This window comes from Ferrovibrio sp. (assembly GCF_025869515.1).
Classification (GTDB): domain Bacteria; phylum Pseudomonadota; class Alphaproteobacteria; order Ferrovibrionales; family Ferrovibrionaceae; genus Ferrovibrio.
Window position 1 is genome coordinate 1 of the sequence record NZ_JAOZVR010000086.1, and the last position, 15,541, is coordinate 15,541.

General features: G+C 63.2%; 13 protein-coding genes. 7 read left to right on the plus strand and 6 right to left on the minus strand.

Annotated features, from left to right (window positions below; all coding sequences use genetic code 11):
• From OJJ21_RS13850 to OJJ21_RS13860, 3 genes are all read right to left on the minus strand, one after another.
• Positions 1 to 1,504: RNA polymerase sigma factor region1.1 domain-containing protein (locus OJJ21_RS13850; protein ID WP_297687168.1), on the minus strand; the 1,504-nt coding region annotated here is incomplete at its 3' end.
• Between the two features lie 70 nt (positions 1,505 to 1,574).
• The gene (gene dnaG / locus OJJ21_RS13855; protein ID WP_297687169.1) at positions 1,575 to 3,413 is read right to left on the minus strand and encodes a DNA primase; all 1,839 of its coding nucleotides are present in this window, start codon (positions 3,411 to 3,413) and stop codon (positions 1,575 to 1,577) included.
• Between the two features lie 60 nt (positions 3,414 to 3,473).
• Complete coding sequence (locus OJJ21_RS13860; RefSeq protein WP_297687170.1) at positions 3,474 to 3,932, minus strand: GatB/YqeY domain-containing protein; 459 nt, start codon at positions 3,930 to 3,932, stop codon at positions 3,474 to 3,476.
• A gap of 290 nt (positions 3,933 to 4,222) precedes the next feature.
• Here OJJ21_RS13860 and carA point away from each other — a divergent pair, with 290 nt between their 5' ends.
• From carA to OJJ21_RS13885, 5 genes are read left to right on the plus strand one after another with little or no spacing between them, the layout of a single operon-like run.
• Positions 4,223 to 5,398 carry a glutamine-hydrolyzing carbamoyl-phosphate synthase small subunit gene (gene carA / locus OJJ21_RS13865; RefSeq protein WP_297687171.1) on the plus strand — a complete coding sequence of 392 codons (1,176 nt, stop codon included), beginning with the start codon at positions 4,223 to 4,225 and terminating at the stop codon, positions 5,396 to 5,398.
• A gap of 27 nt (positions 5,399 to 5,425) precedes the next feature.
• On the plus strand, positions 5,426 to 8,659 hold the full coding sequence (gene carB / locus OJJ21_RS13870; protein ID WP_297687172.1) for a carbamoyl-phosphate synthase large subunit: 3,234 nt from the start codon (positions 5,426 to 5,428) through the stop codon (positions 8,657 to 8,659).
• A gap of 21 nt (positions 8,660 to 8,680) precedes the next feature.
• A complete protein-coding gene (greA, locus tag OJJ21_RS13875) occupies positions 8,681 to 9,154 on the plus strand; it encodes a transcription elongation factor GreA (RefSeq protein ID WP_297687211.1) in 474 nt (157 codons plus the stop codon).
• Between the two features lie 22 nt (positions 9,155 to 9,176).
• The gene (locus OJJ21_RS13880) at positions 9,177 to 10,028 is read left to right on the plus strand and encodes an alpha/beta hydrolase (RefSeq protein ID WP_297687173.1); all 852 of its coding nucleotides are present in this window, start codon (positions 9,177 to 9,179) and stop codon (positions 10,026 to 10,028) included.
• A 10-nt stretch (positions 10,029 to 10,038) separates the two neighbouring features.
• Entirely contained in the window at positions 10,039 to 10,731 is a 693-nt protein-coding gene (locus OJJ21_RS13885) for a response regulator transcription factor (RefSeq protein WP_297687212.1), read from the plus strand.
• Between the two features lie 32 nt (positions 10,732 to 10,763).
• Here OJJ21_RS13885 and OJJ21_RS13890 read toward each other — a convergent pair whose 3' ends face one another.
• A complete protein-coding gene (locus OJJ21_RS13890) occupies positions 10,764 to 11,609 on the minus strand; it encodes an enoyl-CoA hydratase-related protein (RefSeq protein WP_366092990.1) in 846 nt (281 codons plus the stop codon).
• 32 nt (positions 11,610 to 11,641) lie between these two features.
• Here OJJ21_RS13890 and OJJ21_RS13895 point away from each other — a divergent pair, with 32 nt between their 5' ends.
• Entirely contained in the window at positions 11,642 to 12,475 is an 834-nt protein-coding gene (locus OJJ21_RS13895; RefSeq protein ID WP_297687175.1) for an MBL fold metallo-hydrolase, read from the plus strand.
• The gene (locus OJJ21_RS13900) at positions 12,475 to 13,323 is read left to right on the plus strand and encodes a class I SAM-dependent methyltransferase (protein WP_297687176.1); all 849 of its coding nucleotides are present in this window, start codon (positions 12,475 to 12,477) and stop codon (positions 13,321 to 13,323) included. Before OJJ21_RS13895 ends, OJJ21_RS13900 begins: the two co-directional genes overlap by 1 nt.
• A gap of 9 nt (positions 13,324 to 13,332) precedes the next feature.
• Here OJJ21_RS13900 and OJJ21_RS13905 read toward each other — a convergent pair whose 3' ends face one another.
• Together OJJ21_RS13905 and OJJ21_RS13910 are read right to left on the minus strand one after the other, a co-directional pair.
• Positions 13,333 to 14,508, minus strand: coding sequence for an ABC transporter permease (locus tag OJJ21_RS13905; protein ID WP_297687177.1), 1,176 nt, complete (start codon positions 14,506 to 14,508; stop codon positions 13,333 to 13,335).
• A 1-nt stretch (position 14,509) separates the two neighbouring features.
• A complete protein-coding gene (locus OJJ21_RS13910; RefSeq protein WP_297687178.1) occupies positions 14,510 to 15,535 on the minus strand; it encodes an ABC transporter permease in 1,026 nt (341 codons plus the stop codon).
• Between the last annotated feature and the right edge of the window lie 6 nt (positions 15,536 to 15,541).

Consider the following 15,541-nt stretch of genomic DNA (forward strand, 5'->3'; position numbering starts at 1 on the left):
CGACCGCCTTCATCAGGCCGATATTGCCTTCCTGGATCAGATCGAGGAACTGCAGGCCGCGGTTGGTGTATTTCTTGGCGATCGAGATGACGAGGCGCAGGTTAGCCTCCACCATTTCCTTCTTCGCCACGCTGGCTTCGCGCTCGCCTTCGCGCACCTGCTTGTAGATGCGCTTGAATTCCGAGATCGGCAGGCCGAATTCGGTGGCGATCGCGGCAACCTGGTCGCGGATCGGGGTGACGTCCTTGATGGCCATCTCGCCGAACTTGAGCCAGCCCTTGTGCGACTTCAGCTTGCCGACTTTGGCGAGCCATTTCGGATCGAGTTCCTGGCCTTCATACTGCTTGAGGAATTCGTCGCGCGGAATCTTGTAGCTCTCGGCGGTGCGCAGCAGACGACCTTCCAGCATCATCAGACGCTTGTTCAGGCCGTACATATTCTCCACCAGCATCTCGATGCGGGTGTTGTTCAGATGCACCGATTCCATCAGGCGCACCATCTCATGCTTCAGCTTGGCATAAGACTTGTCCTTCTTGGCATCCATGTCGGCATGCACAAGAGCGGCCTGCAGACGCTCTTCCTGAGTCTTCTGCAGCTTCTTGTAATGCTTGGCGATGGCGTCAAAGGCTTCCAGCACCATCGGCTTGAGCTGGGCTTCCATCGCCGCCAGCGACAGATTGGCCTCGTCTTCCTCGTCCAGTTCTTCCGGCGCGACGACGACTTCGGCTTCACCTTCGGCGAGCGGAGCCTTTTTCTTTTCCGGCTTCGGGATCGCGCCGGTCGCCTCGGCCAGCACCTTGGCCGACTTGGCATCCAGCTTCAGATCCACCTTCACCGGCAGTTTCGGCTCGACCATCTTGGGTTCGGCGCCGTCTTCCTCTTCGCCTTCCACCATGCCGGCTGCGGCTTCCTCGGCGCCGCCGCCCAGCGTGGCTTCGAGGTCAACGACGTCGCGCAGCAGAATCTTGCCGTCGACCAGGTCGTCGCGCCATTTCACGATGGCCTGGATGGTCAGCGGGCTTTCGCAGATCGCGCCGATCATCTTCTCGCGGCCGGCCTCGATGCGCTTGGCGATGGCGATTTCGCCCTCGCGCGACAGCAGCTCGACCGAACCCATTTCGCGCAGATACATGCGCACCGGATCGTCGGTGCGGTCGACCTCGGCCTTGGCCGGGGCGGTGGCCGCAACTTCGCCATCAGCCTCGACTTCCTGTTCCGCCTCGTCCTTTTCGCCGGTTGCGGCGGCGTCGTCCTGCTCTTCGGACTCGACGATGGTGATGCCCATTTCGGACAGCATCGCCATCGTGTCTTCGATCTGCTCCGACGAGACATGCTCGGGCGGCAGCACGGCATTGATCTCGTCATAGGTGACGTAGCCGCGCTCCTTGGCTTTCGCCAACATGCGCTTGATCGCTGCCATCGATGCGTCGATCAACGGAGTATCGACGGTCTCTTCCTTTTCAGGAGCTTCCGCGGTGTCAGGGGCCGCTGCTTGTTTCGCCATGCCGGTTCCTAACCAATCCTATCTCTAAAAAACACAAAGCCGTCCGCCCATAACTGCCGGGAGGACGGCCTCAATCTGTATCCGATACCGAGACCAGGCTGCGCGTCGAGCCGACCTCTGCCTTGAGGGCGACAAAACGCTGCCATGCCTCGGGGTTGGTATTGCTGGCCAACTCGGCCTCAGCCGCTGCCAGCTCCTGTTCCAGTTCCGCCAACCGGTAGCGCTGCACGGCCTGCCACCACCCTCGCTCGACCTTATCCGGCTCGGTATCGGGGCGCGCAAACGGCTCCAAGATCTTGCCGGCCTCGCCAGTCACGAGGTCGAGCGCGGGCCCGAGTCCTCGCTGCCTGAGATGGGCTGCAAAGGCCTCGCCGTCAAGACCCGGATGGCGGGATGCTTCTTCTAGAATCCGGCTCTTAAGGCTGTCAAGCGGCCCCGGCGGAAAGGCGAGGCCGGCAAAGGCCTCGCCGTGCTCCTCCAGCAGCCAGGGATGGATCACCACGGCAGCCAGAAGGGCCTTTTCTGTTCTTTCTAGATTGCTGGCCATCGGGCCCTTGTCGCCCTCGGGCGGGCGGGTCCAGGGTCCGGGGGGACGGTTGCCCCCGCCAAACCCTGGCCGGTTCGGTGTCCAGGTCCGGGTCGGGGCGAACAGGGTGCGCAGACGGCTGCGGAAATGGTCGCGGTAATGGCCCTGAACCGCCGGATTCCTGATCTGGCCGGCAACCCCGAACAGGGCGGCCTCCAGGGCGGCCCGGCGCTCCGGGGTATCCAGCGGCCGTCCCTCGGTCTCCTTGCGCCACAGGATATCGACCATGGGCAGGGCGGCGGCCAGCACCTCGTCCATGCCCTTGCGACCCTGGGCGCGCACCAGATCGTCCGGATCCTGCCCGCCGGGCAGGATGGCAAAACGGAAGGAATGGCCTGGCTCCAGCAGGGGCAGGGCGCGGTCGGCGGCCCGCATCGCCGCCCGGATGCCGGCATTGTCGCCATCGAAACACAGGATCGGCTCGGCCGAGAGGCGCCAGAGCAGCGCGATCTGCTCCTCGGTGAGGGCTGTGCCCAGCGGAGCCACGGCATGGTCGATGCCGGCCTGGGCCAGCGCGATCACATCCATATAGCCTTCCACCACCACAACCGTGCCGCTTTCGCGGGCGGCTTCCCGCGCAATCGCGTGGTTGTAGAGATTGCGGCCCTTATGGAAGAGCGGGGTTTCCGGCGAATTGAGATATTTCGCCGGCGCATCCGGATCGAGCGCGCGACCGCCGAAGGCGATGACCCGGCCGCGACGGTCGCCGATGGGGAACATCACGCGATGGCGGAAGCGGTCATAGCTCGGCCCGCCGTCTTCCGGCTTGATCAACAGGCCGGATTCGACCAGCAGCGGTTCGGGGATGCCGCGTGCCAGCAGCGCTTCCTTCAGCGCCGTGCGGCTTTGTGGCGCATAGCCCATGCGGAAGCGCTCGATGGTCTCCGGCTTCAGGCCGCGTTTCTGGATATAGGCACGCGCCTCGCTGCCGACATTGCCCTGCAACTGGGCCTGGAACCACCTGGTGGCTTCTTCCATCGCCTTACCGAGCGTGGCGACCTGGTCGGCCTTCTCACGATCCTCTGGCCGCACACGCGGCACTTCGAGGCCGGCCTCCATGGCGAGCTGTTCGACGGCCTCGGGGAAGGCGAGGCCGCCATTGCGCATGACGTAGCCGATCACATCGCCATGGGCGCCGCAGCCGAAGCAGTGGAAGAAGCCCTTGTCGTCGTTGACCGTGAAGGACGGCGATTTCTCGTTATGGAACGGGCAGAGTCCGGTGAATTCGCGGCCGCGCTTGATCAGCCGCACCGAACGGCCGACCACACCGGAGAGCGGCACCCGGTTGCGGATTTCCTCTAGAAAGGAATCGGGAAACGCCATCGTACTCCCAAGTGGGTTTACCGGCCCTGAAAACGAGCGACTCGGCCGACTCGGCGCCGCTCAGCTCAGCTGGCTTTTCAGGATAGCCGCTGCCTTGGCGGTGTCCATCTGGCCGGTGTATTTCGTCTTCAGCACGGCCATCGCCTTGCCCATATCCTTGATGCCCTGGGCGCCGACCTCGGCAATGGCGGCTTTGACCGCGGCCTCGATCTCGGCCTCGGTCAGCTGCTTGGGCAGGAAACCCTCGATGACGGCGATTTCTTCCTTTTCCTGGGTCGCCAGGTCCTGCCGGTTGCCCTGCTCGTACAGGGTGATCGACTCGCGGCGCTGCTTCACCATGGTCTGCAGCAGGGCGAGGATCGCGTCATCCGGGATGCCGGTGCGGTCGTCGCCGGAGGTACGGGCGGCAATGTCGCGGTCCTTCAGGGCAGCCAGGATCAGCCGCAGCGTCGCCAGGCGGCGGGCATCCTTGGCCTTCATGGCGTCCTTGAGCGCCTGGTTGAGCGTCTCGCGCAGCATCAGTGGTCCCCCAGCGGTAACGGAATCGGAGCGGTTTTTGAAAGGCGCGCAGCATAGCCCAGACGCCTCGCGGGTGCAAAAGGAATAAATATTTGATTTTGCTCAGCTTTTAACCTTTATGCCGGGGTTGACTGGGGCGGGGGGTTTGATATGTTCCGGCCTCGGTTGAAGCGGCGCCCGCCGCCGCCGCAATCATCGTGAATAGCTGTGCCGTACCGCCGGATGCGCCCGCCTCCGGTGGTTTTTTGCGGCCTGAAGCCTGCCTGCCAGACCGAGTAATGGAGTTTCCCATGGCCGAGACCCCGAAATACGCCGCACCGCCCGGACCGGGCTATACCGGCGTCGTGGTGCTGGCCGATGGCAGCGTGTTCTGGGGCCACGGGCTGGGTGCCGAAGGCGATACCGTGGGCGAGGTCTGTTTCAACACCTCGATGACCGGCTACCAGGAAATCCTCACCGATCCCTCCTATGCCGGCCAGATTATCAGCTTCACTTTCCCCCATATCGGCAATGTCGGCACCAATCCCGAGGATATCGAAACCCAGGGCATCGCCGCCCGCGGCCTGATCCTGCGCGCACCGATCACCAGCCCGTCGAATTTCCGCAGCGCCACGCATCTGAGCGAGTGGCTCAAGCTGCGCGCGTTGGTCGGCATTTCTGGCATCGATACCCGCGCGATGACGCGGCGTATCCGCGATCTCGGCGCGCCGAACGGCGTGCTCGCCCATAACAGGGCCGGCAAATTCGATCTCGCGGCCCTGCATGCCAAGGCCAAAGCCTGGCCGGGCCTGGAAGGCATGGATCTCGCCGCCGAGGTAAGCTGCCGCCAGACCTATGGCTGGGACGAGACGCGCTGGCAGCTCGGCAAGGGCTACGGCAGGCAGGAAAATCCGAAATTCCACGTCGTTGCCATCGACTACGGCATCAAGCGCAACATCCTGCGCTGCCTGGCCGATGCCGGCTGCAAGGTCACCGTGGTGCCCGGCAATGCCACGGCCGAGGATGTGCTGCGGTATAAGCCGGATGGCGTGTTCCTCTCCAACGGCCCCGGCGATCCGGCGGCCACGGGCGTCTATGCTGTGCCGACCATCAAGGCGCTGGTCGACAGCGGCAAGCCGGTGTTCGGCATCTGCCTCGGTCACCAGATGCTGGCGCTCGCGCTCGGCGGCAAAACCGGCAAGATGGAGCGCGGCCACCGCGGCGCCAATCATCCGGTGAAGGACCTGGAAACCGGCAAGGTGGAGATCACCAGCCAGAATCACGGCTTCTGCGTGATCGAGGACAGTCTGCCCAAGAATGTGGTGCGCACCCATGTATCGCTGTTCGACGGCTCGAACGAGGGCATCAAGCTGACCGACAAGCCGGTCTTCTCTGTGCAGTATCATCCCGAGGCCTCGCCGGGCCCGCAGGACAGCCACTATCTGTTTGAACGCTTCGCGAAATTGATGGAGCAGAAGCGCGGTTGATCTTAACCGCCCGCTCCCTGGTGAATCATGCCCAAACGTACTGACATCAAAAGCATCCTGATCATCGGCGCCGGTCCTATCGTGATCGGCCAGGCCTGCGAGTTCGATTACTCCGGCACGCAGGCCTGCAAGGCGCTGCGCGAGGAAGGCTATCGCGTCATCCTGATCAACTCCAATCCGGCCACGATCATGACCGATCCGGGTCTGGCGGATGCGACTTACATCGAGCCGATCACGCCCGAGATCGTCGCCAAGGTGATCGAGAAGGAGCGGCCCGACGCGCTGCTGCCGACCATGGGCGGCCAGACCGCGCTGAATACGGCGATGAAGCTGGACGAGCAGGGCGTGCTGAAGAAATTCGGCGTCAGGCTGATCGGCGCCAGCCGCGAAGCCATCGTGATGGCCGAGGATCGCGAACAGTTCCGCCAGGCGATGAACCGCCTGAAACTCGACATGCCGCGCTCGGGCACCGCCCATACGCTGGACGAAGCCCGCGCGCTGCTGCCCACCGTGGGTCTGCCGGCGGTCATCCGGCCGTCGTTCACGCTGGCCGGCACCGGCGGCGGCATTGCCTACACGCGCGAGGAATTCGACGAAATCGTCACTCGCGGCCTCGATGCCTCGCCGACCACCGAAGTGCTGATCGATGAATCGGTACTCGGCTGGAAGGAATACGAGATGGAGGTTGTCCGCGACAAAAAGGACAACTGCATCATCATCTGTTCGATCGAGAATATCGATCCGATGGGCGTGCATACCGGCGACAGCGTCACCGTGGCGCCGGCGCTGACGCTCACCGACAAAGAATACCAGATCATGCGTGACGCCTCGATGGCGGTGCTGCGCGAGATCGGTGTCGAGACCGGGGGCTCGAACGTGCAGTTCGCGGTCAATCCGGCCGATGGCCGCATGGTGGTGATCGAGATGAATCCGCGCGTGTCGCGGTCGTCGGCGCTGGCATCAAAGGCGACCGGCTTCCCGATTGCAAAGGTCGCCGCCAAGCTGGCGATCGGCTACACGCTGGACGAGCTGATGAACGACATTACCGGCGTGACGCCGGCGTCGTTCGAGCCGACCATCGACTACATCGTCACCAAGATGCCGCGCTTCACCTTCGAGAAGTTCCCCGGCACCGACCGGTTGCTGAATACGTCGATGAAATCGGTCGGCGAGGCGATGTCGATGGGTCGCAGCTTCCAGGAGAGCATCCAGAAGGTGCTGCGCTCGATGGAAACCGGCCTCAACGGTTTCAACGAGGTGGCGATCCCCAATGCCGACGAGCCCGATGGCAAGGAAGCCATTGTGGCGGCGCTGGCCAAGCCGACGCCGGATCGCCTGCTGGTGATCGCGCAGGCTTTCCGCCATGGCCTGAGCATTGCCGAGGTCCACGCCGCCTGCAAATACGATCCGTGGTTCCTCGAGCAGATCGAGGAATTGATCCAGACTGAAGAAACCATCCGCAAGGGCGGCCTGCCGAAGGATGCCGATGGCCTGCAGGCGCTGAAGCGCATGGGCTTCTCGGACGCGCGCCTGGCCGAGCTGACCAGGGGCACGGAAGCCGAAGTTTCGGCTGCCCGCCGCAAGCTCGGTGTGGTGCCGGTGTTCAAGCGGGTGGATACCTGCGCCGCTGAATTCGACAGCCGCACGCCCTATCTTTATTCGACCTACGAATTCGGTCCCAATGCCGAATGCGAGGCGCAGCCGCAGGATCGCACCAAGGTGATGATCCTGGGCGGCGGTCCGAACCGCATCGGCCAGGGCATCGAATTCGATTACTGCTGCGTGCATGCGGCCTATGCGCTGAAGGAAGCCGGCTTCGAGACCATCATGGTCAACTGCAATCCGGAAACCGTGTCGACCGATTACGACACCTCGGATCGCCTGTATTTCGAGCCGCTGACTGTCGAGGACGTGCTGGAAATCGTCCGCGTCGAGATGTCGAAGGGTACGCTGCTCGGCGTGATCGTGCAGTTCGGCGGCCAGACGCCGCTGAAGCTCGCCGCCGGCCTGGAAGCCGCGAAAGTGCCGATCCTCGGCACCTCGCCGGATGCCATCGACCTGGCCGAGGACCGCGAACGCTTCCAGCAGCTGCTGCAGCAGCTCGGCCTCAAGCAGCCGGTCAACGGCATCGCGCGTTCGGAAGACGAGGCGCGCGCCGTGGTGGCCAAAATCGGCTATCCGGTGGTGATCCGGCCGTCCTATGTGCTGGGCGGCCGCGCCATGGAAATCGTGCGCAACAATACGCAGCTTGAACGCTACATGACCGAGGCCGTGAAGGTTTCGGGCAACTCGCCAGTGCTGATCGACAGCTACCTGTCCGATGCCATCGAGGTGGATGTCGACTGCCTGGCCGATGCCGAGACGCAGTTCGTCGCCGGCGTGATGGAGCATATCGAAGAAGCCGGCATTCACTCGGGCGACAGCGCCTGCACCCTGCCGCCCTACAGCCTGGCGCCCGAGATCATCGAGGATATCAAGCGCCAGACCGAGGCGCTGGCGCGGGCGCTCAAGGTCGTCGGTCTGATGAATGTGCAGTATGCGGTCAAGGATGGCGTGGTTTATATCCTAGAGGTCAATCCGCGCGCTTCGCGCACAGTGCCCTTTGTGGCCAAGGCCATCGGTGTGCCGCTGGCCAAGATCGCCTCGCGCGTGATGGCCGGCGAGAAGCTCGCGAGCTTCAACCTGCATGAAAACAAGGTCGACCATATCGCCGTCAAGGAAGCGGTTTTCCCGTTTGCGCGCTTCCCCGGTGTCGACATCATCCTCGGCCCCGAGATGAAATCGACCGGCGAAGTGATGGGCATCGACCACGATTTCGGCACCGCCTTCGCCAAGGCGCAGCTGGCCGCCGGCACGGTCCTGCCGCTGGCCGGCAGCGTGTTCATCTCGGTGCGCGATGGCGACAAGCCGGCCCTGGTCGATGCCGCCCGACGGCTGGTCGCCATGGGTTTCGAACTGGTGGCCACCTCCGGCACGGCGCGTTTCTTCGAGGAACACGGCATCACGGTCAAGCGCATCAACAAGGTGATGGAAGGCCGGCCGCATGTGGTCGATGCGATGAAGAACGGCGCCATCAATCTGGTGTTCAATACTTCCGAGGGTGCCGCCTCGATCCGCGACAGTTTCGACCTTCGTCGCACCGCCCTGATGAATAAAATCCCGTACTTCACCACCATGGCCGGCGCCAGGGCGGCCGTACGGGCGATCGAGGCTTTGCGCTCAGGGAGCCTTGCGGTCACCCCCCTCCAGGCTTACTTTTGACGGTCTGACAGGAAGGCAATGATGCAGAAGATTCCGATGACCGCCGGCGGCTACCAGCGTCTGGAGGCCGAGCTCAAGAATTTAAAGTCGGTCGAAAGACCGTCGGTGATCCGTGCGATCTCGGAAGCGCGCGAGCACGGCGACCTGTCCGAGAATGCCGAATACCATGCCGCCAAGGAGCGCCAAGGCTGGATCGAGACGCGCATCCTCGAAGTTGAGGATAAACTCAGCCGCGCCGAAGTGATCGATGTATCGAAGCTGTCGGGCGACAAGGTGAAATTCGGCGCCACTGTCGTGCTGGCCGACGAGGATACCGACGAGGAAAGCACCTATCAGATCGTCGGCGCCGACGAAGCCGATATCAAGGCCGGGCTGCTGTCGATCACTGCGCCGCTGGCGCGCGCCCTGGTCGGTAAATCGGCCGGCGAGAATATCGAAGTTACCACTCCGGGCGGCGCCAAGGCCTACGAGATCGTATCCGTCGTCTTTAAATAGGCGGCCGAAGGGGGGAGTCCGGATGGATCGCGCGACCCTCGACAAGCTGTATAATAACCGCGAAGCTGTCCCGACGCATCCGCAGGATATCGCGCGCTGGGCGACCGAGAGCGCACGGGCGCGCGCCGAACTGCCGCATCATGCCGACCTCGCCTACGGGCCGCATCCGCGCGAAATTCTCGACCTGTTTACCCTGGCCACGCCCGGCCGGCCGCTGCTGGTCTTCATCCATGGCGGCTACTGGCAGGCGATGAGCAAGGGGGAAGCCTCGCAGATCGCCAATGGCTTTGTTCGCGACGGCCTGGCCAATGTGGCATTGCTCAACTACCCGATCGGGCCCGAAGCGGGCATGGACCAGATCGTGGCCTCGATCCGCCGCGCCATTCTGTGGCTGTGGCACCGCGCCGGCGACTATGGCTTCGACCGCCGCCGCATCCATGTCAGCGGCCATTCCGCCGGTGGCCATCTGGCCGTGATGGCCCTGCTGACCGACTGGCCGGCCCTGGATGCCGCCGCCCCGGCCGATCTGATCAAGGGGGCTTTTTCGATCTCGGGCCTGTATGACCTGCGTCCGATCCGGCAATGCTATCTGAATGACAAGCTGGGCATGGACGATGCCGTGGCCGAGCGCAATTCGCCTTTGCTGTTGCTGCCGGCCAGCACAGCAGCCATGGCGCCGCTGGTCTGTGCCGTCGGCGGCGCGGAAACGCCGGCTTTCCCGCAGCAGCAACACGATTTCGTTACCGCATGGAAAGCACGTGGCGGGCGGGTGACCGCCATCACGGCGCCGGACCGGCATCACTTCGATATTGTCGACCAGATGGCGCAGCCTGGTGCGGTCCTGCAAACCGCGATGGCCGCAATGCTGCGCTGAGGGGGATATGATGAGCGGACCGAAACGGGTTCTTCTGGTTGACGACGACAAGACCCTGCAGGGCCTGCTGGCCGAGCAGCTGGAAACCACGCGGGAATTCTCCACGCTCTGCGTCAATGATGCGGCTGCGGCCCTGAAGGCCGCGCCGGGCGAGCATTTCGACCTGGTGCTGCTGGATGTCGGTCTGCCCGATATGGATGGCCGCGACCTGTGCCGCGAATTGCGGAACCTGGGCCTGCGCGCGCCGGTCATCATGCTGACCGCCGCCGACGGCGAGGCCGACACCATCATGGGGCTGGAGGCCGGCGCCAACGATTACGTCACCAAGCCGTTCAAGCTCGGCGTGCTGATGGCGCGCATCCGCGCCCAACTGCGCCAGTTCGAGCAGAGCGAGGATGCCGTCTTCACCATCGGGCCCTACAGTTTCCGGCCGGCCAACAAGCTGCTGCTGGATAACGAGAAAGCCGGCAAGAAGGTACGGCTGACCGAAAAGGAAACCGCGATCCTGAAATACCTGCTGCGCGCCGGAACCAGGCCGGTGCCGCGCGAAACCCTGCTGGCCGAGGTCTGGGGCTACAACGCCGGCGTTTCCACCCATACGCTGGAGACGCATATCTATCGCCTGCGCCAGAAGATCGAACGCGATCCCGGCGCCGCCAGGCTGCTGATCACCGATCCGGGCGGCTACCGCCTGCAGCCCTAATTACAGGGATAGACCAGCTTTCCCTCTGGTGACTATTGGCCGCTGAAGTTTGGCGGGCGCTTTTCCGCCATGGCCGCGCGGCCTTCCTGGAAGTCGGCGGTGCGGAAGCTGCTGGCGGCGCGGTCGCGGGCGGCGCGCTCGTCGAACAGGCCGCCGGCGATTTCATTCAGGCTCTGCTTCATGCCGCGCACCGCCTGCGGCGCCAGCCCGGTCAGGGTGGCGGCCAATGCCTGCGCTCTTTCCGTTAGGGCATCGGGTTCCACCAGCCAGTCCAGGAAACCGCAGCGCAGCATTTCGGCATCGTCCAGCGTCTCGGTGGCGAGGAACAGCCGCTTGGCCGAGCCAAGTCCCAGCCGGGTCACGGCCCGTTTCAGGCCATGCGGATGGTACTGAATGCCAAGTTTCGCTGGTGGAATGAAACAGCGGATGCCGCGGGCCCCGAGGCGGAAATCGCAGGCCAGCGCCAGATCGGTGCCACCGCCATAAACACCGCCCTGCAGCACGCAGAGCGTGGGGAAGGGCATGTTTTCCAGCCGGTCGGCGACGCGTTCCAGAGGATTGTCGCGCCAGTCATGGCCGCCAACCGCGCCGAAATCGACCCCGGCGCAAAAGCTCCTGCCCTGACCGCAGAGCAGCAATGTGCGGATATCAGACTGCCCGGCGAGGCCGATCAGGGCTGAATCGAGGGCCTCCAGGTCGCCAATTTCCAAGGCATTATGCTTATCGGGCCGGCAAAATGTGATGGTCGCTAAAGAACCTTGGATTTCGGCAAGAAATGCTTGAGACATCCGTTGGTCCGCCCTTAATCTTCTCCATGACAGATTTCCGCACAGACCTAGCCAGCCGGCAAGGCTCAGTCGGCACAGAAGGCACTCCATCCCTCGACGCTGACGGGAAAAAGGAGGCCACGGTGGGGGTTGAAGATTTTTACGTCCGCTTCTGGGGCGTGCGCGGCAGTATTGCCGTCGGCTCGCCGGAAGTGATGCGGTATGGCGGCAACACTTCGGCTATCGAGGTGCGGTGCGGCTCGCATCTGCTGATCTTCGATACCGGCACCGGCGTGCGGGCGCTCGGTATCGCTTTGAGCGACCAGAAGCAGCCGATCGATGCCGATGTCTTCTTTACCCACACCCATTACGACCATGTCTGTGGCCTGCCGCATTTCTGTCCGGCTTTCGATCCGCGCAACACATTCCGCATCCATGCCGGTCATGTTACCGATAACGGTGGCATCAAGGGCGTGCTGAAGCAGATGATGTGTTCGCCGCTTTTCCCGGTGCCGCTGGAAATCTTCCAGGCCAACCTGAGTTTCCACGACTTCCCGCAGGGCGCCGTCCTGCATCCCCAGCCGGGCGTCACCGTGCGCACCGGACCTCTGAGCCATCCTGATCTGGCCACCGGATATCGCGTCGAATTTCAGGGCAAGTCGATCTGCTACCTGACCGATACCGAGCATCCGGCGGAAGGCTATGACGAGAATATTCTCAAGCTGATCGAAGGCGCCGATATCGTCATCTACGACTCGATGTATACCGACGAGGAATATGCCTGCCGCAAGGGCTGGGGCCATTCCACCTGGCAGGCCGGTGCGAAGCTGTGCGATGCCGCCGGCGTGAAGACCTTCGTGGTGTTCCATCACGACCCCGAGCATGACGATGCGTTCATGGACAAGGTTGCCGCCGAGGTCCAGAAGGCGCGTCCGGGCTCCATCGTGGCCCGCGAGGGCCTGGTGCTGCGGCCCTGATGTCAAAGGTGAAGCGCTGGCGGCGGCTCCGCATGGGGCTGCAGACATTGTTCGGCCTGCGCAGGCAGGGCTTCTTCATCCCGTATCGCTATGCCGACAGCGTGGCGCCGATCCAGCCGGTCTATGCCGCGCTGGCTGAACGATTTGCTGCCGCCGAGCCGGTCTTCCTCGATCTGCTGCGGGGCGCCGAGGATTATGGCGATGCGCTGCTGGCGATCGCAAAAGAGGGCGGCGCCGCCCCGTCACCCAAATTCGATCAGGGCTGGTTCCCGACCCTCGATGCCGTGGCAGCCTATACGCTGGTGCGGCAATACGGGCCGCGCCGCATTGTCGAGGTCGGTTCGGGCCATTCCACCCGTTTCCTGGCGCGGGCAGTAAAAGATGCCGGTCTGCCGACCGAGATCACGGCCATCGATCCGCAGCCGCGGGCCGCGATCCAGGGGCTGCCGGTGCGCTTTCACCAGGCGATCATGCAGACTGCAGATGCCAGTCTCTTTGCTGAGCTGCAGCCGGGCGATATCCTGTTCATCGATTCCAGCCATATCCTGATGCCAGGCACCGATGTGGACTGGCTGTTCAACCGCGTGCTGCCGCAGCTGCCCCATGGCGTGCTGATACATATCCACGACATCTTCCTGCCCGACGACTATCCGCAGGACTGGGCCTGGCGCGGCTATAACGAACAGCAGGCCATCGGCCCGCTGCTGACCGGCGGTTTCCAGCCGGTGTTTTCAAGCCATTATGCCCTGACGCGACTGGTCCGCGCGGTCAGCGACAGCATTGTCGGCCGCCTGCCCCATGTGGCCGAGGCCAGGCCGGCCAGCCTGTGGCTGGTCAAACCGAACTGACTTCAGGGTTCAGCGATAGGGATCGGCCGCATCGCGCAGGCCATCGCCGAAGAAGTTGAATGCCAGCACCACCACGATCACCGGGATGGCCGGAGCCATCAGCCAGGGATACAGCGCCACGACATTGATATTCTGCGCTTCGTTGAGCAGAACGCCCCAGGACGTGATCGGCGGTCGCAGGCCGAGGCCGAGGAAGGACAGCGCGGTCTCGCCCAGGATCATCGACGGGATCGACAGCGTGGCCGAGGCGATCAGATGGCTCATGAAACTGGGCAGCAGGTGGCGCCCGATGATGCGGCTTGGCGAGGCGCCCATCAGCTGGGCCGCCGTGGCGAAATCCTCTTCGCGCAGCGCCAGAAGCTTGGAGCGCACCGCGCGCGCAAGTCCCGGCCAGTCGAGCAGGCCGAGGATGATGGTAATGCCGAAATAGACCAGGATCGGCGACCAGGTGACGGGCAGAGCGGCCGACAGCGCCATCCATAATGGCAATTCCGGCAGGCTGCGGATCAACTCGATCATGCGTTGGATCAGGCTGTCGATCCAGCCGCCGTAATAGCCCGAGATGCCGCCCAGCACGATGCCGATCAGGAAGCTGATGGCAATGCCGATCAGGCCAACGGTGAGCGAGATGCGCGTGCCGTAGACGACGCGCGAGAAGATGTCGCGGCCGAGCCGGTCGGTGCCGAGCAGATAGAAGTCGCCGCCTTCGGCCGGGCAGACAAAGTGAAAGCGCATCGGAACGAGATTGAAATACTCGTAGGCGTCGCCCTGGCAGAAGAACCGCAGTTTATGCACCTTGGTCAGATCGGGTGCGTATTCGCGCTTCAGGGTCTCGGTATTCATGCGGAAGCGCATCCCGTAGACGAAGGGACCGACGAATTCCCCCTCATGGAACAGGTGTATGGCATGCGGTGGGGCATAGATGCCGCGCGGATTGCGGGTCTGCAGGTTGTAGGGCGCGATAAATTCCGAAAACAGCGTGGAGGCATAGATCAGCAGCAGGATGATGCCGCTCCACAGACCAAGCTTATGCCGGCGGAATTTCCACCACATCATCCGCCACTGTGAAGCGCGATAATATTGCTCCTGATCCGCCGTCATCTTTTCGATCGAATAGGGATCGAAAGGCGTGGGGTTGACCCAGTGCTCGGGGCTGGCCGGCTTCATGGTTTTATCGTCTTGCATGCTATTTGGCCTGCCCGCCGGTCAGGCGTATACGCGGATCGAGCAGGGCCAGCAGCACGTCGGAGATCAGCATGCCGACCACGGTCAGCAGGGCCAGGAACATCAGGAAGGAGCCGGCCAGATACTGGTCGAGCGATTGCAGGGCGCCCAGCAGCATCGGTCCGGCCGTCGGCAGGCTCATCACCACCGAGACGATCACCGAACCGGAGACCACCGAAGGCAGCAGGTTGCCGATATCGGCAATGAAAGGGTTGAGTGCCATGCGGATCGGATACTTGATCAGCAGCCGCAGGGGCGGCAGGCCCTTGGCACGGGCCGTGGTGACATACTGCTTCTGCAATTCATCCAGCAGGTTGGCGCGCAGGCGACGGATCATCGATGCAGTGCCCGATGTGCCGATCACGATCACCGGCACGATCATGTGGATCATCATGGACTGGATTTTCTCCCAGCCCCAGGGCGCGTCGATCAACTCGGGGTCGACAAGGCCGCCGATACTGACGCCGAACCAGATATTGGCATAATACAGCATCACCAGCGCCAGCAGGAAATTCGGCGTGGCCAGGCCGATATAGCCGAACAGGGTGAAGCCGTAATCGCCCCAGGAATATTGCCGTGTCGCCGAATAGACGCCAATCGGGAAGGCGACGATATAGATGAACAGGATGGTGAAGAAATTGATCACCGCCGTCATCAGCAGGCGGTCGCCGATAAGTTCGCCCACCGGGCGGTTGTATTCAAACGACCAGCCCCAGTCGCCCTGCAGCAGGCCGGAAAAACCGTTCGGGCCGGGAATGAAGCCCATCCAGATTGCATACTGCTCCAGGATCGAGCGATCCAGCGCATACTGGGTGCGCAGGAATTCCGCACGCTCCATGGCATTGGTTTCGCCCTGAGCGCGCAGTTCAGCTATCTGATTGGTCAGATAGTCGCCGGGCGGCAGTTTGATGATCAGGAAAATCAACAGGCTGATGATCAGCAGCGTCGGGATCATCAACAACGTACGGCGCGCGAGATACATCAGCATGTTGGG

Excerpts from the sequence above, each read along its gene's own strand:
- OJJ21_RS13910 (WP_297687178.1), bottom strand. The coding sequence starts at position 15,535 with ATGCTGATGTATCTCGCGCGCCGTACGTTGTTGATGATCCCGACGCTG.
- OJJ21_RS13885 (WP_297687212.1), top strand. The coding sequence starts at position 10,039 with ATGAGCGGACCGAAACGGGTTCTTCTGGTTGACGACGACAAGACCCTG.
- greA (WP_297687211.1), top strand. The coding sequence starts at position 8,681 with ATGCAGAAGATTCCGATGACCGCCGGCGGCTACCAGCGTCTGGAGGCC.
- dnaG (WP_297687169.1), bottom strand. The coding sequence starts at position 3,413 with ATGGCGTTTCCCGATTCCTTTCTAGAGGAAATCCGCAACCGGGTGCCG.
- OJJ21_RS13860 (WP_297687170.1), bottom strand. The coding sequence starts at position 3,932 with ATGCTGCGCGAGACGCTCAACCAGGCGCTCAAGGACGCCATGAAGGCC.
- OJJ21_RS13905 (WP_297687177.1), bottom strand. The coding sequence starts at position 14,508 with ATGCAAGACGATAAAACCATGAAGCCGGCCAGCCCCGAGCACTGGGTC.
- OJJ21_RS13890 (WP_366092990.1), bottom strand. The coding sequence starts at position 11,609 with ATGGAGTGCCTTCTGTGCCGACTGAGCCTTGCCGGCTGGCTAGGTCTG.
- carB (WP_297687172.1), top strand. The coding sequence starts at position 5,426 with ATGCCCAAACGTACTGACATCAAAAGCATCCTGATCATCGGCGCCGGT.
- carA (WP_297687171.1), top strand. The coding sequence starts at position 4,223 with ATGGCCGAGACCCCGAAATACGCCGCACCGCCCGGACCGGGCTATACC.
- OJJ21_RS13880 (WP_297687173.1), top strand. The coding sequence starts at position 9,177 with ATGGATCGCGCGACCCTCGACAAGCTGTATAATAACCGCGAAGCTGTC.
- OJJ21_RS13900 (WP_297687176.1), top strand. The coding sequence starts at position 12,475 with ATGTCAAAGGTGAAGCGCTGGCGGCGGCTCCGCATGGGGCTGCAGACA.